The sequence below is a fragment of the Streptomyces sp. MST-110588 genome (genome assembly GCF_022695595.1).
Classification (GTDB): domain Bacteria; phylum Actinomycetota; class Actinomycetes; order Streptomycetales; family Streptomycetaceae; genus Streptomyces.
Genome location: NZ_CP074380.1, coordinates 379380 through 400902, shown reverse-complemented (window position 1 = coordinate 400902; position 21523 = coordinate 379380). Strand labels below are relative to the sequence as shown.

The window sequence follows — 21523 nt, the reverse complement described above, 5'->3', positions numbered from 1 at the left end:
ATCACGGTGCGTGAACCTGATGTCCGCATAACGGACGCGTCTGACGCAAAATCGCTTCTTCTGTCCATCCTCATGGCTCGATATCGCATATTGGACAGGTACGACCATGAGCCGGACACTCCCCGCACCCCCTCCGCCGACCGAGAGCACCCCCGCACCGGCCGGGAACACCCCCGGGCCCGGCAACCCGCTGTCCAACGGCCTCAAGCAGCGGCACCTTTCGATGATCGCCCTGGGCGGCGTCATCGGCGCCGGCCTCTTCGTGGGCTCGGGCGCCGGCATCGCCGCGGCCGGCCCCTCGATCGTGCTCGCCTACGCGGTGTCCGGACTGCTCGTGATGTCCGTGATGCGGATGCTCGGCGAGATGTCCGCCGCCGACCCGGCCTCCGGCTCCTTCTCCGTCCACGCCGACCGCGCGCTGGGCCGCTGGGCCGGCCTCACCGCCGGCTGGATGTTCTGGACCCTGCTGGTCGTCGGCGTCGCGGTCGAGGCGATCGGCGCGGCCCACATCGTGCAGGGCTGGCTCCCGGGAACACCGTCCTGGCTGTGGGTGCTGGTCTTCATGGCGTTCTTCTGCGGCACCAACCTGGCCGCGGTCTCCCACTTCGGCGAGCTGGAATTCTGGTTCGCCGCCCTGAAGATCGGCGCCATCGCGCTCTTCCTGGTCCTGGGCACGCTGGCGGTCCTGGGGGTGCTGCCCGGCACCGACGCGCCCGGCACCGCCCACCTCCTGCACGACGGCGGCTTCCTCCCCAACGGCGCGAGCGGACTGCTGACCGGCCTGCTGGCCTCGGTCGTCGCCTACGGCGGCCTGGAGACGGTGACCATCGCGGCGGCCGAGTCCCAGGACCCGGCACGCGCGGTCGCCAAGGCCGTCCGTACGACGATGTGGCGGATCGGCATCGTCTACGTCGGCTCGATGCTGCTGATCGTCACGCTGGTCCCGTGGAGCAGCCGGGCCGTCACGGAACACGGGCCGTACGCCGCCGTGCTCGAACGGCTCGGCGTCCCCGGCGGGGGCCAGATCATGAACGTCGTCGTCCTGGTCGCGCTGCTGTCCGCGATGAACGCCAACATCTACGGCTCCTCCCGCATGGCCTACTCGCTGGTCTCCCGCGGCCAGGGCCCCAAAGCCCTGGGCAAGGTCTCCGGCGGGGTGCCGCGCCGCGCGGTACTCGCCTCCTCCGCCTTCGGCTTCGTCGCCGTGCTCCTGTCCTACTGGTGGCCCACCACCGTCTTCGCCTGGCTGCTGAACATGGTCGGCGCGGTCGTGCTGGTGGTGTGGGGGTTCATCGCCGCCTCACAACTCGTGCTGCGCCGGCGGCTGGAGCGCGCCGCGCCGGGGAAGCCGGCGGTGCGGATGGGGGGCTTCCCGTACCTGACCTGGGTGACGCTGGCGGGAGTGGTCACGGTACTGGCGCTGATGACCCTGAACGCCGGCACCCGGGCGCAGTTGTTCTCCACCGGCGGCTTGGCGCTGGTGCTCGCTCTGATCGGCTGCGTACGGCAGCGGGCGGCGGCCACGCGCTGAGTGCGTACGTCGTGGCCCTGGCGGGAGACCCGCAGGGGCATGGCAGGGGCCTGGCAGGGGTCTGGAAAGAATTCGCGTTGAGCCGGCAGCCATCGTGCCGGTCGGCGGCAACTGACAGACGGCCGAACGGCGACCGCCGGACCGACCGACCCGGCGGTCGCCGTTTCTTCCAGGAGAAGGGCATCCTGCGCTACCGCTGGACCCTCAAGCCGGGCCGCAGCCTGCCGGAGGGGCAGCATGTCTTCGCGGCGCAGTACGACCACGCGGAGGGCGCGCGGGACGCCAGGGGGGGACAGGTACGAGACCATGTCCCGGGCCGGGACGCGCCGTACAGCCCTTATGCGGTGGGGGGCGGCTTCGGGACCGGAACGCAGCCGTGACGGCGCGGCGGGCGGCGGGGCGGTGAGAGGCGGCGCCGCTCCTGGGGGGAAGGAGCGGCGTCGCACCCCACTAGACGGCATCCGGGGCCAATCGGTGCCATGTGACGGCGAACGAAGCGAAAAAAATTTCAGCGGCGGCCGGCCGGGCGGGACCCTCGGCCGCCCGGCCGGCCGCCGTCACCGTCTCCCGGCCGGGCCCCTCAGCAGGCCAGCGTCGCGGCGATCGCCGAGCGCCAGTCCTCGCCGGGCCGCTCGGCCAGCTCGGCGGCGAGTGTGCCCGCGCGGTAGCGGCGGCGGTGGAGCAGACCGGGAGGCACGGCCGGACCGGTGCCGGCGTCCGCGGCCGGGCGCGGGTCCGGTGCTGGTGCCGGGTCCGGATGCGGGCTCGTGGTGAAGCGGACGCCGCCCGCGCCGTCCAGCAGCCGGACCAGTTCGGTGGCGAACTCCGCCCAGCCGACGTGCCCTGCGACCGCGTTGACCACCCCGCCGGCCGGCCGGTCCACACAGCGCACCAGGGCCCGCGCCAAGGCGGCGGCGTGCACCCACGGCGCCCCGTACCACCCCCGCGCCGGATCGGGCAGCTCGATCGGCCGGCCCGCCTTCGCCGCCTGGAACAGCGCCCCCGTCGCACCCCACCGCAGTTGGTCCCGCAGCCTGGCGTGCGGGCCCCACACGATGGGCGCGCGCACCGCGCTCGCACCGCCGCGCCCGGCCCGGCCCGCGGCCTCGCGCAGCATCCGCTCGCAGTCGAGCTTGGCCCGGCCGTACGGGGTGAGCGGCTCGGCGGAGGGCGTGTCCTCGGCCACGTCCGTCAACGGCGGCTGCCCGTAGGCGTCCACACTGCTGACGAAGACGAAGGGGCCCTGCCGCCAGCCGTCCAGCAGGGCGCGCATCGCCGCGAGATCGACCTCGGGATCGGTGAAGGTGCAGGCGGCGTGGATCACCGCCGAGGCGTCCGCGGTAGCGGCCCGCAGACCGGCCGGATCGCCGAGATCGCCGTGGACCACCTCGACCCCGTCCGCCGCCAGCAGGTGCGCCGACTCCGGCCGGGCCAGCGCCCGTACGGGACGGCCGCGCGCCGCCAGTTCCCGCAGGACGAAGGCGCCCACGCCACCGGTGGCTCCGGTGACCAGCACCGTGTCCGTACGGGACGCGGACCGCCGTGCGCCGTGCCGCGCCGCCGCGGCCGTGCGCTGCCGGGCACGCTCCTCCAGCAGGGCGGACAGCGCCCGCGGGCTGCGGTGCTCCATCACGTCCAGGCCGGTCAGCGGCAGTCGCAGCCGCTCGCGCAGCCGGTCGGCGAGCCGGACGGCCAGCAGGGAGTGACCGCCCAGCGCGAAGAAGTCGGCGTCCGGCGCCGGTTCCTGGCCCAGCAGCTCACCGAACGCATCCAGTACGGCCCGCGCCCGCGCACCCGTAGTACCGCTCGTTCCACCCCCGCCGCCCGTTCCGTCCCCGCCGCTCGTTCCGTCCCCGGCAGCCGGTCCTGCCACCCCGTCCGCCGGTGGTGCGCCGGGCAGCCGGGCACGGTCCACGCTTCCGTCCGCGGCGCGGGGCAGCGCGTCCAGCACCGTCACCGTGGCCGGCACCAGCTCGGGCCGCAGGGCCGAACGCAGCGCGATCCGCAGCCCCACGGGCTCCGCCGACCCCAGGCCGCTCGGCACCACGTACGCCAGCGGTGGCTGTCCGGGCCGCTCCAGTACCGCGGCCCGCGCCACCTCCGGCCGCTCCAGCAGCCATGCCTGGGCGGGGTGGAGCGCCGCGGGGGCCGGCGGCACGGGCCGGGTCAGCGGGTGCGCCGGGTCCGCCGCCACCGCCGTGAGCAGGCCGGTGAAGCGGCGCAGCAGGTCCCGGGCGGCCGGCTCGTCCAGACGTGCCAGGTCGTACTGCACCAGACAGCGCGGCCCGTCCTCACCGTGTGCTTCCTCGACATAGAACCCGAGACCGAACTTGGCCGTACCGAGATCGATATCGACCGCTTCGGTCCGGGCGCCGGCCAGTTCCAGCGTGACGGGTGCGCGCAGCACATCGGCGGTCACATCGACCAGCGGATGCCCGTCCCGGTCGCGGCCCGCGGCCCCGAGCCGTTCCACGACCAGGTCGAAGGGGACCTCGCGGTGCTCATGGGCTTCCAGCAGGGCGTCCCGTACGCGGTCCAGGAGCGCCCCGAAGTGCGCGGCGCCCGTGGTGTCCACCCGTACGGCCAGCGTGTTGACGCACAATCCGACCAGGCCACGCAGCCCCGGCCGGTCACGGTTGCCGACGGCGCAGCCGAGCACCAGGTCCTCGGCGCCGGTCGTCTCCAGCAGCGCCGCGTACGCACCGGCCAGGGTGACGGTGAACAGCGTGGTCCGGTGCTTGCGGGCCACCGCGCGCAGTTGGTCCAGCACCTCGGGCGCCAGCGGCTCGCCGACCACGCCGCTTCGCCCGCGGTGGCCCGGGGCCGAGGCGGCGCGGGGCGCGGGGAGCGGCACCGGGCGGGCGCCGGACAGCCGCCGGAGCCAGTGCTCCAGACCCGCCGCGAGGCCGGCCGCGGCGGCCTGTTCCCGGCGGGCGAACTCCGCGTACCGCGGCGCGGGACCGCCCAGCAGGCCGTCCGGGTCCCGCGGCCCGCGCCCGCCTTCCGGGGCGGTCCCGCCTTCCGGGGCCGGGCCGTCCAGCTCGGCCCGGTAGAGCGCGCTCAGCTCCCGGGTGACGACGCCCAACGACCAGCCGTCGACGGCTACGTGATGGAACGTCAGCAGAACGGTGTGGTCCTCGGGGCCGTGCCGCAGGACGAGCGCGCGCAGTACGGGGCCGGCGGCCAGGTCGAAGGGGACCGCCGCCGCCTGCCGCAACAGGTGCTCAGGGTCTCCCGGGTCCGTCACCACGTCCACCGGCACCGGCGCCGCGGGCATCACCTCTTGGTACGGCTCGCCGTCGCGCTGCCCGTACCGCGTCCGCAGGACCTCGTGACGGCGCACCAGCCCGCTCAGCGCCCGGCCAAGAGCGTCCGGGGAGAACGGCCCGCGCACCCGGGTGGCGAACGGCACGTGATAGGCGGCCCCGCTCCGGCCGAGCCGGTCCATCAGCCACATCCGCCGCTGGGCGTAGGAGAGCGGCGGCGGACCCGCCGCACCGGCCGGCTCCACCGGAGCGGCGGGGGCGGCGGGGGCGGCGATCTTACGGGCGTCGGCCCGCCGCTGCCGGGCCAGCCGCAGCAGTGCCTCCTCGCGGGCGGCGCCGGTGCCCGGGGCGGCGGTCATCGGGCGTCCTCGGGGTCCGGCGCCCCGTGGGCACGCAGCAGCGCCTGCTCGACCAGCGCGGCCTGGGCGGCGACGGTGGGCGCGGCGAAGAACTCGGCGAGGGTCAGCTCCGCGCCGAGGTCCTCGCGCAGGTCGTCCACCACGCACAGGGCGAGCAGGGAGTGCCCGCCCAGCGCGGTGAAGTCGGCGTCGGGACCGGTGACCGGGACCTCCAGCGCCCGGCTCCAGACGTCGGCCACGACCTGCTGGAGGGGGGAGAGCGCCTTTCCGGCGGACGGGGCGGACGGGGCGGACGGGGTGTCCGGGGCGGCGTCGGCCCCGGTGTCCGCCGGCTCGGGCACCGCTGCCCGCTTGGGCGCGGCTGCCACCTCCTGGCCCGGCGGGAGCTCCGGCGCCCCGCCCGGCTCGGGCACCGCCTCCTCACCCGGCAGCGGGCGTTCCGCCAGGGCGCGGCGGTCCACCTTGCCGGTGGCGGTCAGCGGCAGCCCGGTCACGAAGGACCAGGCGTTGGGCACCAGATGCGCCGGCAGCCGCTCCGCCAGGTGCGTACGCAGCGCCGCCGGATCCGGCTGCCGCCGCTCCGCCCGGACGGCCCGGACGACGAACGCCACGAGCCGGGCGTCGTCGGGCGCGGGACGCCGCAGGACCACGGCCGCGTCGGCGACTTGCGGGTGCTCGCGCAGCGCGTGTTCGATCTCGCCCGGCTCGATCCGGAAGCCGCGGACCTTGACCTGATCGTCCGTACGGCCGTGGAAGTCCAGGACGCCGTCGGCGCGGACCGAGACGATGTCACCGCTGCGGTACAGCCGCCCGGCGGCCGGATGGTCCACGAAGCGCTCCGCGGTCAGTTCCGGCTGCCCGGCGTAGCCCCGGGCCAGCCGCGGCCCGCCGATCCACAGCTCGCCCCGGACACCGGACGGCACCGGCTCGCCGGCCTCGTCCATGACGTGGACGGTCGCCCCGGCGATCGGCCGCCCGATGGGCGGCGGCGCGTCGCAGTCCTCCGGCGTGACCCGGTGGGCGGTGGTGAAGGTGGTGGCCTCCGTGGGCCCGTACCCGTTGACCAGCTCCAGCCAGGGGTGGGCGCGCAGCACGTCCCGGGCGTGCTGCGCGGACAGCGCCTCGCCGCCGACCACGACCGTGCGCAGCACGCCGAAGAGCGGGGAGCGCCGGGCGGCGAGGTGGTGGAAGAGCGCGGTGGTCAGTACGGCGACGGTCGCGCCCAGTCGCGCGGTGTCCCGCGCCAGCGCCTCCAGGGACAGCCGGTCGGCGGTGGAGACCGCCACCGCCGCACCGTTCGCCAGCGGGGCCCACACCTCGAACGCCGAGGCGTCGAACGTCACGGGGGAGTGGAAGAGCACCCGGTCGCGAGGGGTGAGCGTGAGGTAGCCGGGCTCGGTGACCAGGCCGGCGACTCCCCGGTGGGTGAGGGCCACGGCCTTGGGACGGCCGGTCGAGCCGGAGGTGAACATCACGTACGCGGTGGCGTCGGGATCACAGGGCGCGTACGGGGACGGGGCACCCGGCTCCGGCCCGTACCGCTGGTCGTCCTCCTGCTCGTACTGCTCGGTGGCGGGCAGGGCCAGCGCCTGGTGCGCGGGGATGCCCGCGGTCTCCAGCAGGCCCTTCTCGCCGACCGTCAGGACGGCACCGGCCGTGGCCAGCATCGTCTGGACGCGTGGCCGTGGATACGCCGGGTCGAGCGGTACGTAGTGGGCGCCGGCCCACCATATGGCGAGCTGGGTGACGACGGCGCGCACCGAGTGCGGCAGCAGGACGCCGACCGCGCTGCCGGGACCGGCCCCGCGTTCCCGCAGCCGGCCGGCGAACCGGTGGGCGGCGGTGGCCAACTGCTCGTAGGTCAGGCTGACTTCGCCGTCGGTGACGGCCAGGGCGTGCGGCGTGGTCCGCGCGTACCGGGCCACCCGGGCCGGCACCCCGCCGGCGAAGTCGAAGGAACTCCCGGACGGGGAGCTCTGGGACAAGAGCTGCTTCGTGCTGGTCATTTCACGCACCTCCTACGGCGGCGGTACCGGCTGCGGTCAGCCGGGCGTCCACGAGATCGGCGATGCCGCGCAGATCGGGCTGGCGCAGAACCGCCGGCGCGCGCAGCCGCACCCCGCACTCCTCCTCCAGGGACGCCAGCAGGCGGGCGGCGGCCAGCGATGTGCCCCCCGAGGCGGCGAACGCGTCCGTGAGCCCGAGGTCCGGGTCCCCGAGCAGGTCCCGGCACAGCCGCAGGACCAGCTCCTGCGTCGCGGTCCGCGGCTGTTCCGCGCCGTCCGTACGGGCCGTACGGGCCGTACCGGCGGCCGTGTCACGTGTTCCGGAGCTTGTGGAGCCGGCGGGCGTCCGCTGCGGCTCGGCCGCCAGCAGTGCCGCGCGGTCCACCTTCCCGTTGGCGTCGTACGGGAAGGCGTCGACGTACCGTACGACCGCGGGGACCGCCTGCTCGGGCAGCCACTCGCGGACGCCCCGCAGCAACTCCGCCGTGGCGGGCGCGGGCCGGCCGGGGGCGAGGAGCACGAAGGCGATGAGCCGCAGGACTTCGCCGTCGGTACGCAGGGCCGCCACCACCGCCCGGCGTACCCGCTCGTCGTGCTCGAACGCCGCCTCCACCTCGGCGGGCTCGATGCGTACGCCGCTGACCTTCACCTGGTCGTCCATGCGGCCGAGGAATTCCAGCACCCCGTCGGCCCGCATCCGTACCCGGTCCCCGGTGCGGTAGACGCGCTCGGTGCCCGAGTCCGTGCCCGTGCCGGTGCCGGTGCCGGTGCCGGTGCCCGTGCCGGTTCCGGTGATAATGACGCCGGGCGGTGGCGCCACGTAGCGGCGGGCCGTCAGCTCCGGGTCCGCGTAGCCCAGCGCGAGACAGCCGCCGCCGATGCGCAGTTCGCCGGCCTCGCCCCGGGGGACGACCCGGCCCTCCTCGTCGGTGACGCAGACGACGGCCCCGTCCATCGGCGACCCGATCGGCGGCGGCACGCTCACGTCCTCGCGCCTGGGGTCCAGCGCGTGCGCGGTGGTCATGACGGTCGCCTCGGCGGGGCCGTACGCGTTGTGGAACTGGGCCGTGACCTGCGGGGAGGGCCAGCGGCGCAGCCGGTCGCCACCGACCTCGACATGGCGCAGCGCGGGGAGCGCGGGCCACGGCCGGTCCAGGACCAGTTCGGCCAGCGGGGTGGGCAGGACGGAGATCGTCACGCCCGCACGGCGCCACCAGTCGGTGAGGGCCCGCGGGTCCCAGCGCACCTCCTCGGGCGCGACGCTCAGCGCGGCACCGGAGGTGAGGGCCGCCCACAGCTCTTTGACGTGCGGGTCGAAAGCGACCCCGACCAGCAGACTGTGCCGGTCCCCGGGGCCGGAGCCGACGCGCTGGCGGTACCAGCGCAGCAGGGCGGCCAGCGAAGCGCCGCCGACCGCGACGGCCTTGGGGGTGCCGGTCGAACCCGAGGTCAAAACGGTGTAGAAGGCGCCCGCCGGAACGGCCGCGGGCGCAGCCGCCGGGGCGGAGCCCGCGGCTGACGGCTGGGAGCCGGAATCGGACGTCCGGGAGTCGGAGCCGGACGTCCGGGACGTGGCGGTGGGCGATCCGGGTGCGGGCGTGAACGCGGCCACCACCTGCCCGGCCGCGTGGGCACCCGCCGACGGGAGCGGCAGCACCGTCCGCTCCGCGTCGCCGTACGCCCCGGGCAGCAGCCCGGCGTCACCGACCAGGCACCGTACCCGCAGCGTCCCGGTCACCGCCGCCAGCCGCCGCTCGCCGGGGCGCGGCCCCAGCGGCAGGTAGACGGCGCCGAGCCGGGCCAGCGCCACGGCTACCGCGACCAGCGCGACCGAGCGGTCCAGGCAGACGCCGACCACGTCGCCGGCGGCCACCCGGCCGCGCAGCGCGTCGGCGGCGTGCCGGGCGAGGTCGTCCAACTCGCCGTAGCTCCAGGTCAGTTCGCCGTCCTCGACGGCGGGTGCGTCCGGGGCGGTGCGGACCCAGTGGCCGTACTCGCAAAGGATGTCCTGTGGGCGGCTCGGTGCCGCGGGGGCGCCGTACGCGATGCTCGGCGCGGCGTCGGCGAGACCGTTCGCCGGGCTGTCCGTCGAGTCGTCCGTACGGTCCTCCGTCGGGCCGGCCGTCGGGTCGTCCGTACGGTGATCGTGCGGCTGCGTGGCCGCCGTCGTGGAAGTATTCATGATCCCTCTGTCACGGAATGCGGGAGGAGGAGAGGAGAAAGGGGAGCGAAGGGGAGCGAAGGGAAGCGAAGGTGCGGGGAAAGGAAGGGCGCTCAGCCCAGTCCCATGGCGCGGGCGATGATCACCTTCTGGATCTCCGACGTCCCTTCGATGATCGTCATCATCCGGACGTACCGGTACAGGAACTCCAGCGGATGCCCGCGCACCCACCCCGTCGCGCCGTGCACCTGAAGTGCCCGGTCCACCACCCGCACCGCGGTCTCGGACGAGGTGAGCTTGGCCAGTGCCGCGTTCTCCGGCGCCTCCGTGCCCTCGTCGACCAGCCGTGCGCAGGCCAGCGTCAGCAGCTTGGCCGCCTCGACCTCGGCCCGGCTGCTCACCAGGTGCTCCTGCACATGCTGGTACGCGCCGATGCGCGCCCCGAACGCCTGCCGCTCCCGGGCGTACCCGACGCCCTGCGCGAGCGCGTACTCGGCGATGCCGTTGCACATGGCCGCGACCACGAGCCGGCCGCGCGAGAGACTGTCGATCCCGCTGCCCATCGCGGACCCGATGCCGTCCGCGCCGCCGATCACGGCGTCGTCCGGCACCCGTACGTCCTCCAGGAGGAGTTCGAACAGCGGCTCGCCCGACATCCCGTCGTAGCGCTGTCCGATCCGCAGCCCCGGGTTGCCCGCCTCGACCACGAAAGCGGTCGCCTGTCCCTCGACCGAGGCGACGACCAGGGTGAAGTCGGCGCGGTCGGCGTTGCTGACGAAGGTCTTACGGCCGTTGAGCAGCCAGCCGCGGCCCTCCTCGTCCCGCTCGGCGGTGCTGGTGAGATGGAAGGCGTCCGACCCGGCGTGGGGCTCGGTGAGCGCCAGACAGCGCACCGCCTCCCCGCGCACCAGCGGCACAAGATACCGCTGGATCTGTTCCTCGGTACCGTGCCGCAGCAGCGGGCTCGGCCCGTCGGAACCGGCCAGCGCGTACGGCGCGAGCGGGCAGCCGCTGCGCCCCGCCGCGTGGTGCAGCAGCACCACGGCGCTGAACGGCATGCCGGATCCGCCCAGTTCCTCGGGGTAGTCGCCCGCGTAGAACCCCAGGCGCGCGGAGCGCCGGCGTATGTAGTCGCGCAGGTCGGCCGGCGGCAGGTCGGCGGTCTCGGGCAGGTCGGCGGCCAGCGGCACCAGCTCCTTGCGGATGAACGCCTCGAAGGAGGCCACCAGTTCGCGGTGCTCGGCCTCCAGGACCGAGGACGGCGAGGAGGAGCGCACGGGAGTCCCGGCGGGGGAGTGGGCCGTGATCATGCGGAGACCTCCTGTGCGGTCCGTACGGCCTGTACGGCCCGGGCCTGGTCGGTGAGGACCGGGTTCTGGAACAGCACCCGCAGCGGTGGCCGGCCGCCGATCCGTGGCTCCAGCCAGGCGGCGAGCTGGGCGGCGGCCAGCGAGTGCCCGCCCACCTGGAAGAAGTGGGACGCCGGGGTGAAGCGGTCGTGGCCCAGCACCTCCCGCCAGCCCTCGGCGATCAGGGCCACGGACGGATCGGTGATCTCCTCCCGCGGTGCCGCGCCGTCCTGCGGTGCGGTGCGCGGCAGTCCGGCCGCCCGGCGGGCCAGCTCCGCCCGGTGCGGTTTGCCGCCCGGCAGCAGCGGCATCCTCTCCAGCCGCACCCAGCGGGCCGGGACGAGCGCGGCCGGCAGCCGCCGGGACAGCGCGGCGTGCAGGGCCGCCTCGTCCGGCGTCGCCTCCCGCGTGTCCCCTTGCGTGCCGTCGCCGTCGCCGTCGCCGTCGGCCTCCAGGAACCCGACCAGCCGCGGCCCGCCGGGGTCCGTACCGTCCAGCACCACCGCGCAGGACCGCCCGCCCAGTTCGGCCGAGGCCACCGACTCGATCTCCTCCAGCTCGATGCGGTAGCCGCGCAGCTTGATCTGGTTGTCCCGCCGGCCCAGGAAGCACAGACGGCCGGCCAGGTCGCGGTAGCCCAGGTCACCGGTGCGGTAGACGCGTACGGGCGGGCCGCCGGGGGAGTCCACGGTCACGAAGCGGGCGGCGGTGGCCCCCTCGTCACCGAGGTAGCCCTCGGCCAGCCCCGCGCCCGCGACGGCCAGTTCGCCGACCGCCCCCGCGGGCAGTGGCCGCAGCCCGGCGTCCAGGACGTGGATCCGGGTGCCCGGCAGCTCCGTGCCCAAGGGCACCTCCGCGCCCTCCCGCAGGTCCTCGCGCGTCACCTCGTGGACGGTGCTGGTGACCGCCGCCTCGGTCACGCCGTAGGCGTTCATGACGGTGGTGGCGGTGCCCGCGCCCTCCGTGGCGTCCAGCAGACCGCTCAGCGCGCCGGCGGGCAGCCGCTCGCCGCCGAGCACGATCAGCCGCGGCGCCCAGCGGCCGTCCGCCAGGGCCTGGCACAGCTCCTCCCGTACGGCCAGCAGATAGCTGGTCGGCAGGTTGGCGACGGTGACGCGGCGGGCGGCCAGCACCGCGATCAGCTCGTCCGCGGTGGGCACCTCGCGCTGCGGGACGACCAGGCAGGCACCGGCCAGCAGCGACGGCAGCACCTCTTCCAGCGCCACGTCGAAGGACGGCTGCGCGAAGAGCAGCACCCGGTCCTGCCCGGAGAGCGCGAACCGTCCGGCCGCCGCACGGGCGTGCCGCGCCAACGCCGCCCGGCCGACGACCACCGGCTTGGGCAGGCCGGTGGACCCGGAGGTGTGGATGATGTACGCCGCGCCCTCGACCGACGCGGCCGGCCCGGCTGCCGGGAAGTCCGGCCCGTCCAGCAGCGCCACCGGCAGGCCCTCGGCGGGCAGCGCCAGCGCGCTCTCCCGGGTGGCCAGGACCAGCGCCGGGTTCAGCCGGCGCAGCAGCGTCTCCAGGCGGGCGGGCGGGTCGTTGGGGGACAGCGGGCAGTAGACGGCGCCGGTACGCAGACAGGCGAGCAGCGTCACGACGGTGTCCGTGCCACGCGGCAGCACGGCGGCGACCGGCCGCCCTTCCGTCACCCCCGCGGCACGCAGCCTGGCCGCCAACTCCTCGGCGAGCGCGTCGAGTTGCCCGTACGTCAGTCGCCCGGAACCGCTCTCCACGGCGGGCCGTGCGGGGTCCACCGAGGCCACGATGTCCGCGAGCGCGCCCAGATCGGCGGCGGCATCGGCTTCTTCCCGCTCCGGCCGCGGCCCGTACTCGGCGGCCAGCGACGCCAACGGGGCGTCCGGGCGCTCCAGGTAGGCGCGGAGCACGTCCAGGAAACGCCCCGCGAGCAGCCGTACGGTGGACTCCTCGAACCGGTCCCGGTCGTAGTCCCACACCAGCGTCATCCCGGCGACGCCCTGCCGGGGACCGACCACCCTCCGGTCGTCCGGGATCAGCACCAAATCCAGGTCGAAGCGCGTGGTGCCGGTGTTGAAACCCTCGTACAGGGACACCTCCAGGTCCGGCACCTCCACCTCGGGCAGCGCCGCGTCATGGGCGCTGAACATCACGCTGAACAGCGGGTTGTCCGCGCCGGTGGTGTGCAGGCCCAGCTCCCGCGTCAGCTCCTGCACCGGCACCTCCTGGTGCGGCAACGCCCGTATGAGGGTGTCGGTGACCTCGTCCACCGTCTCGCCCGCGGCGGCGGTGGGGTCCAGTCGCAACCGAAGCGGGACGGTGTTGACGAACATGCCCACCGTCTCCTCGAACCCCGCGGGCGGTTGCCGACCGCCGTGCCCACGACGAGATCGGCCCGCCCGCTGTGCCGCCGCAGCACCTCGGCGAACAGGCTCAGAAGGGTGGAGAAGGGCGTGTGCCCCTGGGCACGGCTGTGCGCGCGCAGTTGTTCCGCGAGGTCGGCGCCGATGGACTGGCGAAGCTGTCCGCCCGCGTGCCGGCGCTGTGCCCCGGGCCGGGCCAGACCGGGCAGCGGCAGGTCGAAGGCGGCGTCGCGCAGTTCCTCCCGCCAGTGCGCCAGGCTCGCGGTACGGTCCCCGGCCCGCTCCGCCAGGGCTCGTACGTGCTCCTCGTACGAGCGTGCCGCGGGCAGCGCGGCCGGCTCGCCGAGCACATGCGAACGGTAGGCGGTGAAGACGTCCCGCAGCAGGATCGCGAAGGAGTGCCCGTCATGAATGAGGTGGTGCTCGACATGGACGAGCCGGTGGTGCCGCTCGCCCATGCGGACCAGGCACCAGCGCAGCAGCGGCGCCCGAAAGGTGTCCAGCGGGGCTTCGGCCTCGGCCCGCAGCAGCTCCCGGAACGCCGCCTCGGTGTCCGCCTCCCCGGACAGGTCGACGTCGCGTATGCGCGGCACGCAGTCTTCCCGTACGCGTTGCAGGGGCAACTCGCCGGGGCGTCCGACGAGTTCGAGGCGGAGGCCGGGGTGCCGGTCCAGGGCGGCGGCCAGTCCGGCGCGCAGGGCCGGCTCGTCCAGCGCACCCCAGAGGTCGACCGAGGCGGTGAAGTTGTAGGCGCGGCTGCCGGGCAGGATCTGCTCGTGCAGCCACACGATCTCCTGTGAGGGAGAGAGTGCGAACATGATCCATCCTTTGGGTGGGGGATGAGGGTGCCGCACGGCTCTTCCGTCGGTCGGACGGCGGGAGCCGGGGTGGGTGGGAAAGAAGAGGCGGGTGAGGCGGACGGGGTCGGGCCGTCGTGCTCGGGCCGCCGGGTTCGAGGGCGTGCCGGTCGGGCCGGCCCGACCGAGCTGCGCTGGTCGGGGCGTGCTGGTCGAGTTGGTCGTGCTGGTCAGGCCGCCGGGGCAGCGGTGCCCATATGGGTCCGCAGCGCGTCGAGAAGCAGGCCGAAGGCGTCCCGCGCGCGGGCGTCGGACAGGACGCCGCGGTCCCAGGCCATCCGTACGAGCAGGTCCGCGCCGTAGGAGACGGAGACCGCGAACGGCGCCTGGAGCGGACGGCCGTCGATGTGGACCTCACGCCCGTCGACGCCGCCCAGTCGCAGCGGTGGACGCCGGTGGAGGTCCTCGAAGGTGAGCAGGCCGTCCAGCTTGCCCGACCAGGCGCCGGAGACGGGCGGGGAGGCCGGGCCGGCCGGGGGGTGGAGGGCGGTACGGGCCGCGCGGACGACCTCGTCGAAAGGGGTGTCGGCGTGGTCGAGGTCGTCCCACCAGGTGGAGGTCACCTCGTCCGGGCCGCGGTCCAGGGCCGGGTGCACGACGGTGTTGAGGAAGCAGCCCAGTACGGGCGGCGCCGCGGCGGGCCGGCCGCCCCAGGGGTAGCCGAGCAGCGGGACGCGGCCGGTGCCGTACAGGGCGCGCGCGGCGGTGGTGCAGGCGGTGAGGAGTACGGGGAAGGCCATGGCCCGCCCGCCGTCCGGGCCGAGGGGCAGCCGGGCCTGGACGGCACCGCTGAGCCGCGCCGCGCCGGCGTCCGGGGCCGTGCCGGTGTCCGGGGCCGCGTGCACGCCGGTGTCCACCCCCGTGTGCACGCCCGTGTCCGTGTCCGCTTTCGTGCCGGGACCCGTGGCGGATTCCGTACGGGCTCCGGCCGCGGCCAGCCGCTGTGACCAGTACGCCAGCGACACGGGCCCGGACGCCCGTGCCTCGGCGTCGAGTTGCAGACGAACCGCCTCGGCGTAACCGGCCGCCTCCTCGGCCGCCCGGTCCGCGTCCACGTCGGCCGGCCCCAGCCCGTCACGGTAGGCGTCGCCGAGGTCCGCGGTGATCCGGCCGAGCGACTGCTCGTCACAGACCGCGTGGTCCAGGGCGAGGGCCAGTACCTCCGTGGGCTCCTCGGCCGCCGGGTCCTCGGTGAGGAAGAACCGCAGCGCGGGCCCCTGCGCCGGCCACTCCAGCAGTGCCCGGCGCAGCACCTGCACGGCACTCTCACCGGGGCGCGGTGTCTCGCGGCGCACCTCGGCGCGCGGCGTGTCGAGCCACTGCACCGGAGTGGAGCGCAGGACGCCCGTACGCGCCCGTAACGCCGGGTGGAGGGCGGCGAGACGACCGGCGGCGGCGCGCAGCCGGTCCAGGTCGACCGTGCCCCGGGGGAAGGCGAAGAACAGCGGGACGAGGTCGGGCCGGCCGCCGGGGGCCAGCCGCCGGGCGAGCAGGAAGCGCCGCTGGGCGCCGGTGACCGGCAGCAGACCGGCCGGGACGTCCGCCCGCCGGGCCGTCCGCTCGTAGCGGCTGAGGTAGGCGGCGGTGACGCTGGTGCTGTTGACGCGGCTGTGGTTGACGGGGCTGTGGTTGACGGTGGCGTTGTCGGCGGTGGTGGGGGAGGGGGCGGTACGGACGGTGCTGGTGCTGGTGGTCCTGTTGGTGCTGGAGTCCACAATGACCTCTCTGGTGCCGCCGCGGGCGCAACTGTCCGGGCGGACGTTCACAACGGTGCGTGCGTGGGTCGGTGGTACGGGGGCGGCTGGTCAGGGGTGACGGAGGCCGGGCCGGCGGCCTCCTGGGACGGACCGGGACGCTGCCCCGGCGGCCCGTCGTCGCTTTGGTCCGGGTCGCACGGCCCGTCGCCGGTCCGGCCCGGACCGTGCGACCCCTCGCCGGTACGGGGCAACTCGCGCATCCCGCGCAGCGGGGAGAACAGCAACGGCAGGGGTACGAGCAGGAATCCGGCCGCGCACACCCACACCGCGGCCCGTGCCCCGGCGGCCTGGGCGACGGCGCCGCCGGCCAGCGCGCCCAGCGGCATGGAGCCCCATACCAGGAAGCGCAGGGTGGCGTTCATCCGCCCGAGCAGCGCGTCGGGGCACAGCAGTTGACGGAAGCTGACCTGCGCGACGTTGTAGAGGACGGCGCCGAAGAAGACCACGCCGGAGCCGACCGCGAACCACGCCGCGGCGGCGCCGGGCCCGGCCAGCGGCCACAGGAGGGCGAACGGCCCCGTGACGACGGTGGACAGCCATATCAGCCGGGCCTGTCCCACGGCCCGCGCGGCCGGCCCCGCGCACAGCGCCCCGGCCAGGCCGCCGACGGCGGAGGCCGACAGCATCAGCCCGAGCGCCCCCGGTGCCAGCCCGGCCACACGTACCAGGTACACCGTCTGTACCGACATCAGCATCGCCGAGAAGAGATTCGCGGTCCCGGTGGTCAGCGCGATCATGCGCAGGACGGGATGGCGCAGGACGAAGGACAGCCCCTCCCTGATCTGTGCCCACAGCGGGACGCCGGCCGGGGCCTCGGGATGCGGTTCGCGGACGCGAATACCACGTAAACACAGGGCGGACAGGAGGTAACCGGCCGCGTCGGCCAGGATGGCGAACGGCGCCCCGAGGAGCTGCACCAGACCGCCGCCGATGCCCGGGCCCGCCACCTGGGCCGCCGAGCGGGTGCTCTCCAGCGCCCCGTTGCCCGCCACCAGCTTCTCGCGGGGCAGCACACGGGGCAGGAAGCTCTGGTGCGCCACGTCGAAGAAGACGGTGGCGACGCCGGTGACCAGGGCGACCACGTAGAGCTGGGCCATCGTCAGGACCCCGCAGACCGCGGCGAGCGGCACGCTGCCCATGGCCACCGCGCGCACCAGGTTCGCCCGGACCATGACGGGCAGCCGGCGCGTCCGGTCCACCCAGGCGCCGGCGGGCAGACCGATGAGCAGGAACGCGGCGGTCTCGGCAGCGGTCAGCAGCCCGACCTGGAAGGCGGGGGCCCGCAGGGTGACCACCGCGACCAACGGCAGGGCGACCAGCGTCACTTGGGCACCGATCTGACCGGCCGCGGCGGCGGACAGCAGCCATCGGAAGTCACGGTGGCGCCGGAGTCCGCCGGCGGCGGTCCGGCCGGAGGTTCGCGATGAGGTCACCTGGCCGACATTTGGTGATGAACAAAGGTTGGGTCAAAAGCGGAGGGGGCTTTCCGGTCAGCTTTATCCGCATTCCGGACGCCGATGGATGGTTTTGTGGTGAACGGTCCGTTCTCCGCGGACGAACAACTTCCGCCTCGACCTGCTGCGGCACCGTGCCGACGGCCGGTGTCCATCATGGATCCGGCTGTCGGGCGAATGTCCGGTTCCTGCCGTCCTTTGCGTTCGGAACGCATAAGCGGTACTGACGTCAGGAGCAGAACGTGCTACGGAACGCCCCCACCGGTCGCCTCGCCGCCGCGCGCCCACACCTCACCCGACCGGCATCGCGCCAGGTAACCGGCGATCTGCTCCTCGTCCCACGCCCCCGCCTCCCGCAGACCGGCGGTGAGATGGGCCAGGTAGCGGGCCGAAGGGCGGTTGTGCGTCACGTCGCCCGCGCCCCACGGCGCGGTGAAGGTGAGCATCGGCCGGCCGTCCAGCATCCCGGGGCACACCAGCGTCTCGTACCGCCCCGGCCCGATGCTCACCCGGCCCCGCGCGACCACGGCCGAAAGGTCCAGCTCCAGCCCCGGCCCCCGGCGCAGGCCCGGACACGCCTCCGCGTCGTCCTCGGGCATCCGGTGCATCTCCTGCGCGGCGATGTCGCAGAACTGCCCGGCCGTCACCAGGTGCGCCCGCGCCCAGACCTCCCCCGGGCCGTCCGGGTCGTAGAAGGCCATCCCGCCCGTCCACACCCGGGACTCCAGCGCGAAGTAGACGGCCCCCGGGAGCACGGCGGGCACGGACCGGGACGGCGGCCGGGGATCGCGGCAGCCCGGATACGTACGGGCGCCGCCCGTCGGTCTGCCCCCGGCGAGGTAGCAGCGCAGGCGTGCGGCGTGCATGTTGGAGCCGTAGGACACGTACCAGACGCGCACCGCCCGCCTCCTCTCCCGCTCCCGCTCCGGTCACCCGCTTCGGACGCTTCCCGGCGGCGTCCCCTGCCACGGTTGCGGACGTCCCGGCACCGTTGCGGACGTTTCCCGCCACAGTGGACCAACCCCGGCGGTCTTGCTCCGCACAGCGCCGTACGAATCCTGCGGTTTGGTAAAGAAATGGCCGCAGGGCCTGTTCAGAGGGGGGTTGCAGCGGCAAGGATCCCCGTGCAGCTCTGTGATCATCGATCATCGCCGCTTCGAGCGGCGCTCCACGCAGGGGAAATCATCACGTGAGACGTACAGCAGCCCTCGGAGCGGCCGGCACTCTGGTGACCGGCACGCTCATCGCCGGAGCGATAGCCGCCACGCCCGCCGTCGCGGGCGACCGTCACCAGGGCGGTTCGGCGCAGGACCGCGGTGTGCAGATCGCCGCCGCCCGCGCCGCCAAGGCGGGCATCGACTGGCGGACCTGTCCCGCCGACTGGGGCCTGGCGGCCCCCATCCAGTGCGGCTACGTCACCGTCCCGGTCGACTACGCCAAGCCCAACGGCCGCACCATCAAGATCGCCGTTGACCGCATCAGCAACACCGGCGGCAAGAAGGCGCGTCAGGGCGCCCTCCTCTACAACCCCGGCGGCCCCGGCGGTTCGGGCATGCGCTTCCCCACCCGGGTGACGAACAAGAGCCCGCTGTGGACCAAGACCGCGGCGGCGTACGACTTCGTGGGCTTCGACCCGCGCGGCGTCGGCCACTCCGCGCCGATCTCCTGCGCCGACCCCCAGGAGTACGCCAAGGCCCCCAAGGCCGACCCGGTGCCGCGCAACGAGGCCGACAAGCGCGCCCAGCGCAAGCTCGCCAAGGAGTACGCGCTGGGCTGCGCCGAGCGCAGCGGCGCCCTCCTGCCGCACATGACGACGGCCAACACCGCCCGTGACATGGACGTGGTCCGCGCCGCCCTGGGTGAGAAGAAGCTCAACTACCTCGGCGTCTCCTACGGCACCTACCTCGGCGCCGTCTATGCGACGCTGTTCCCCAACCACGTGCGCCGGATGCTCGTCGACAGCGTCGTGGACCCCTCGCGCGAGAAGGTCTGGTACCAGGCCAACCTCGACCAGGACATCGCCTTCGAGACGCGCTGGGGCGACTGGAAGAAGTGGGTGGCCAAGTACGACGCGGTCTACCACCTCGGCAACACCGCGGCCAAGGTCCAGGCGAACTGGGAGAAGCTGCGCGCGGACGCCAGGAAGAAGCCCATCGGCGGCCTCGTCGGCCCCGCCGAGCTGATCGGCTTCTTCCAGAAGGCCCCGTACTACGACTCGATGTGGACCACGGTCGCCGAGGCGTGGAGCGCGCACCGCGCCGGTGACTCCAAGCTGCTGGTGCAGAACGCGGGCCCGGACATGAGCGACATCGCCGGGAACATCGCCTCGGAGAACAGCAACGCGGTCTACACGGCCGTGGAGTGCACCGACACCAAGTGGCCCACGAGCTGGCAGCAGTGGGACCGGGACAACACCCGCGTCCACAAGAAGGCGCCGTTCATGACCTGGGCCAACGCCTGGATGAACCTGCCCTGCGCCACCTGGCCCACCAAGCAGCAGACCCCGGTCGAGGTCAAGACCGGCAAGGGCCTGCCCAGCGTCCTGATCGTGCAGAGCACCCGTGACGCGGCCACCCCGTACGGTGGCGCCGTCGAGCTGCACAAGCGGCTCAAGGGCTCGCGTCTGATCACCGAGCGGGACGCCGGTTCGCATGGTGTCACCGGTCTGGTCAACCCCTGCATCAACAACCGTGTCGACGCCTACTTCCTGACGGGGAAGACCGACGCCAAGGACGTGACGTGCGCGCCGCACGCCACGCCGGAGCCGGCCAAGGTGACGGCGAAGGCCGCGGCCCGGGCCGCCGCCGAACTGCCGGCCACGCGCTGACCGCGGCCGGGCGTCCGCCGACGGGCATGTCGTCCTGATATGACCGCCGGTGCCAGGAGTCGCCAGGGGCGGCCGGGATGTCTCCCGGCCGCCCCGCACGCTTTTCCGCCCCTGTCACGGACATGCCGTCGCGGGCATGCCGTCACGGGCATGCCGTCATGAACACGCTTTGCCGTGTCCATGGTAAAAATTTCCGGCGAGCGCGCCCCGAGCGGGCCGCACGGCACGGGGGCACCGACGATCCGGCCGCGCCATCACGGCGCGGCCCGCTGTTCCGGGGAACGACGCTTCACTCCGCCCGTCGCCGTATCCGTTCCCGGAACGCACGCACGGAGGAACCATGAGGACACGCATCACCGCCGCGGCCACCCTGACCGCGGCCGTGCTCGCCGTCGGCACGCTCGGTACGGGCCCGGCCGCGGCGGCCGGCGAGAACAACGTCCGGGACTACAACACCACCATCTGGGGCAAGGGCGTCAACCTGCGGTCCGGCCCCGGCACCAAGTACCGGGCCAACGGCTCCCTGGCCTACGGCGACAAGATCCGCGTCACGGCCACCAACCGCTCCTGCTTCTGGTACAAGGTCAAGCTGACCGCCAAGTCGAAGAACGGCCTGCCCAAGGGGACCGCCGGCTGGGTCAACTGGGTGTACGTCCGCAAGCTCGTCGACAAGGGCACCCAGGGCTGCTGACCGGCCCTTCTCGCTCGTACGCGGCCCCCCGGCAGCCCGTACCGCCGCCGGGAGCCGCGCCGCGACCGGTCAGCCGAACACGTCCCTGAAGGCGGCCCGGGCGGGGGAGTCCTCCCGGCGGTCCAGTACGGCGAAGACGGCCCGGTCGAACCATCCGGCGAAGCGCCCGCCGTCCAGCAGATGGGCCGCGAAAGCACGCGCCACGTCCGCCGGGTCGTTGCGGAACACCCCGCAGCCCCAGGCGCCGAGCACCAGTTGCCGGTGCCCGCCGGTGGCGGCGACCTCCAGCACCCGTTCGGCGCGGACCGTGAGCGCCGCGGCGACGGCACCCGCCTGCGCGGGCTGCCGGCGTGCGATCACGCCCGCGTTCGGCGCCGCGGCCGTCAGGAACCCGGCCTCGTAGGGCTTTTCGAGCAGCGTGCCCCGGTCGTCACGGAACACCGGCACACCGGGGGAGAGGATCACCCGGTCGCTGTAGAAGGCGCTGGGTTCGGCGCGGTGCGCGGCATAGAAATCCGGCACCTGGCGCAGACAGGTGTACAGCGCCGACCCCCGGCACAGCGCCTCTTCCTGTGCCTGCGCGCCGTTGAGGAAGCCGCCGCCCGGGTTGCGCGCCGAGGCGAAGTTCAGCACCGCGACCGGCCCGCCGCCATCCCCCGCCAGCCGTCGGCCCGCCGTCAGGCTCCCTTCCCCCGTCACCTCGAACACGGTGCTCCCGCCGCTGCCCCGGCCGGCGCCCGCACCCGCCTCCGCGCCCACGTCCACCGGCTCCGGCCCGTACAGCCGCGTCCCCGCCCGGGCCCGCTCGACCGCCGCACCGATCCCGACCGTCCGCCCGCTCAGCGCCCGGTAGGACCCCGCCGCGACGATCCGTTCCGTCTCCTGCGCCATCCCGCGCAGCCGGGTGCTCATCCCTGGCC

Annotated in this window: 13 protein-coding genes and 1 pseudogene; 4 read left to right on the top strand and 10 right to left on the bottom strand. The window is 74.5% G+C overall.

The features are described 5' to 3' along the window. Window positions 1–106: 106 nt before the first annotated feature. Complete coding sequence (locus KGS77_RS01740) at window positions 107–1531, top strand: amino acid permease (RefSeq protein ID WP_242578349.1); 1425 nt, start codon at window positions 107–109, stop codon at window positions 1529–1531. 77 nt (window positions 1532–1608) lie between these two features. Further along, entirely contained in the window at window positions 1609–1911 is a 303-nt protein-coding gene (locus KGS77_RS01735; RefSeq protein WP_242578348.1) for a hypothetical protein, read from the top strand. Between the two features lie 200 nt (window positions 1912–2111). Here the strand turns inward: KGS77_RS01735 and KGS77_RS01730 are convergent, their stop codons facing one another. From KGS77_RS01730 to KGS77_RS01690, 9 genes and pseudogenes are all read right to left on the bottom strand, one after another. Further along, window positions 2112–5156, bottom strand: coding sequence for a condensation domain-containing protein (locus KGS77_RS01730; RefSeq protein WP_242578347.1), 3045 nt, complete (start codon window positions 5154–5156; stop codon window positions 2112–2114). Next, window positions 5153–7162, bottom strand: a complete 2010-nt coding sequence (locus tag KGS77_RS01725) for an amino acid adenylation domain-containing protein (RefSeq protein WP_242578346.1) — start codon at window positions 7160–7162, stop codon at window positions 5153–5155. Before KGS77_RS01725 ends, KGS77_RS01730 begins: the two co-directional genes overlap by 4 nt. Before the next feature lies 1 nt (window position 7163). Further along, the gene (locus KGS77_RS01720; protein WP_242578345.1) at window positions 7164–9344 is read right to left on the bottom strand and encodes an amino acid adenylation domain-containing protein; all 2181 of its coding nucleotides are present in this window, start codon (window positions 9342–9344) and stop codon (window positions 7164–7166) included. Between the two features lie 92 nt (window positions 9345–9436). Beyond that, on the bottom strand, window positions 9437–10633 hold the full coding sequence (locus tag KGS77_RS01715) for an acyl-CoA dehydrogenase family protein (protein ID WP_242578344.1): 1197 nt from the start codon (window positions 10631–10633) through the stop codon (window positions 9437–9439). Continuing rightward, window positions 10630–10983, bottom strand: a complete 354-nt coding sequence (locus tag KGS77_RS01710; protein ID WP_242587243.1) for a phosphopantetheine-binding protein — start codon at window positions 10981–10983, stop codon at window positions 10630–10632. The genes KGS77_RS01715 and KGS77_RS01710 overlap by 4 nt, the downstream gene beginning before the upstream one ends. A 249-nt stretch (window positions 10984–11232) precedes the next feature. Next, window positions 11233–13835: pseudogene (locus tag KGS77_RS01705) on the bottom strand (amino acid adenylation domain-containing protein); the annotation flags it as partial. A gap of 209 nt (window positions 13836–14044) precedes the next feature. Continuing rightward, window positions 14045–15589, bottom strand: a complete 1545-nt coding sequence (locus tag KGS77_RS01700; protein ID WP_242578343.1) for a non-ribosomal peptide synthetase — start codon at window positions 15587–15589, stop codon at window positions 14045–14047. Window positions 15590–15636: 47 nt separating this feature from the next. Beyond that, the gene (locus tag KGS77_RS01695) at window positions 15637–17064 is read right to left on the bottom strand and encodes an MFS transporter (RefSeq protein WP_242578342.1); all 1428 of its coding nucleotides are present in this window, start codon (window positions 17062–17064) and stop codon (window positions 15637–15639) included. A 266-nt stretch (window positions 17065–17330) separates the two neighbouring features. Continuing rightward, window positions 17331–17951, bottom strand: a complete 621-nt coding sequence (locus tag KGS77_RS01690; RefSeq protein WP_242587242.1) for a histone deacetylase — start codon at window positions 17949–17951, stop codon at window positions 17331–17333. A 323-nt stretch (window positions 17952–18274) separates the two neighbouring features. Here KGS77_RS01690 and KGS77_RS01685 point away from each other — a divergent pair, with 323 nt between their 5' ends. Together KGS77_RS01685 and KGS77_RS01680 are read left to right on the top strand one after the other, a co-directional pair. Next, a complete protein-coding gene (locus tag KGS77_RS01685) occupies window positions 18275–19912 on the top strand; it encodes an alpha/beta hydrolase (RefSeq protein WP_242578341.1) in 1638 nt (545 codons plus the stop codon). Window positions 19913–20252: 340 nt separating this feature from the next. Further along, the gene (locus KGS77_RS01680) at window positions 20253–20603 is read left to right on the top strand and encodes an SH3 domain-containing protein (protein ID WP_242578340.1); all 351 of its coding nucleotides are present in this window, start codon (window positions 20253–20255) and stop codon (window positions 20601–20603) included. Window positions 20604–20672: 69 nt separating this feature from the next. Here the strand turns inward: KGS77_RS01680 and KGS77_RS01675 are convergent, their stop codons facing one another. Beyond that, window positions 20673–21515: a TIGR02452 family protein gene (locus KGS77_RS01675; protein WP_242578339.1), complete on the bottom strand. Its 843-nt coding sequence runs from the start codon at window positions 21513–21515 to the stop codon at window positions 20673–20675. Window positions 21516–21523 lie beyond the last annotated feature (8 nt).

What these genes read in the sequence shown, in the direction of transcription:
- KGS77_RS01675 (WP_242578339.1), bottom strand. Translation starts at nt 21,515, where the DNA reads ATGAGCACCCGGCTGCGCGGGATGGCGCAGGAGACGGAACGGATCGTC.
- KGS77_RS01730 (WP_242578347.1), bottom strand. Translation starts at nt 5,156, where the DNA reads ATGACCGCCGCCCCGGGCACCGGCGCCGCCCGCGAGGAGGCACTGCTG.
- KGS77_RS01720 (WP_242578345.1), bottom strand. Translation starts at nt 9,344, where the DNA reads ATGAATACTTCCACGACGGCGGCCACGCAGCCGCACGATCACCGTACG.
- KGS77_RS01710 (WP_242587243.1), bottom strand. Translation starts at nt 10,983, where the DNA reads ATGCCGCTGCTGCCGGGCGGCAAACCGCACCGGGCGGAGCTGGCCCGC.
- KGS77_RS01690 (WP_242587242.1), bottom strand. Translation starts at nt 17,951, where the DNA reads ATGCACGCCGCACGCCTGCGCTGCTACCTCGCCGGGGGCAGACCGACG.
- KGS77_RS01715 (WP_242578344.1), bottom strand. Translation starts at nt 10,633, where the DNA reads ATGATCACGGCCCACTCCCCCGCCGGGACTCCCGTGCGCTCCTCCTCG.
- KGS77_RS01680 (WP_242578340.1), top strand. Translation starts at nt 20,253, where the DNA reads ATGAGGACACGCATCACCGCCGCGGCCACCCTGACCGCGGCCGTGCTC.
- KGS77_RS01740 (WP_242578349.1), top strand. Translation starts at nt 107, where the DNA reads ATGAGCCGGACACTCCCCGCACCCCCTCCGCCGACCGAGAGCACCCCC.
- KGS77_RS01725 (WP_242578346.1), bottom strand. Translation starts at nt 7,162, where the DNA reads ATGACCAGCACGAAGCAGCTCTTGTCCCAGAGCTCCCCGTCCGGGAGT.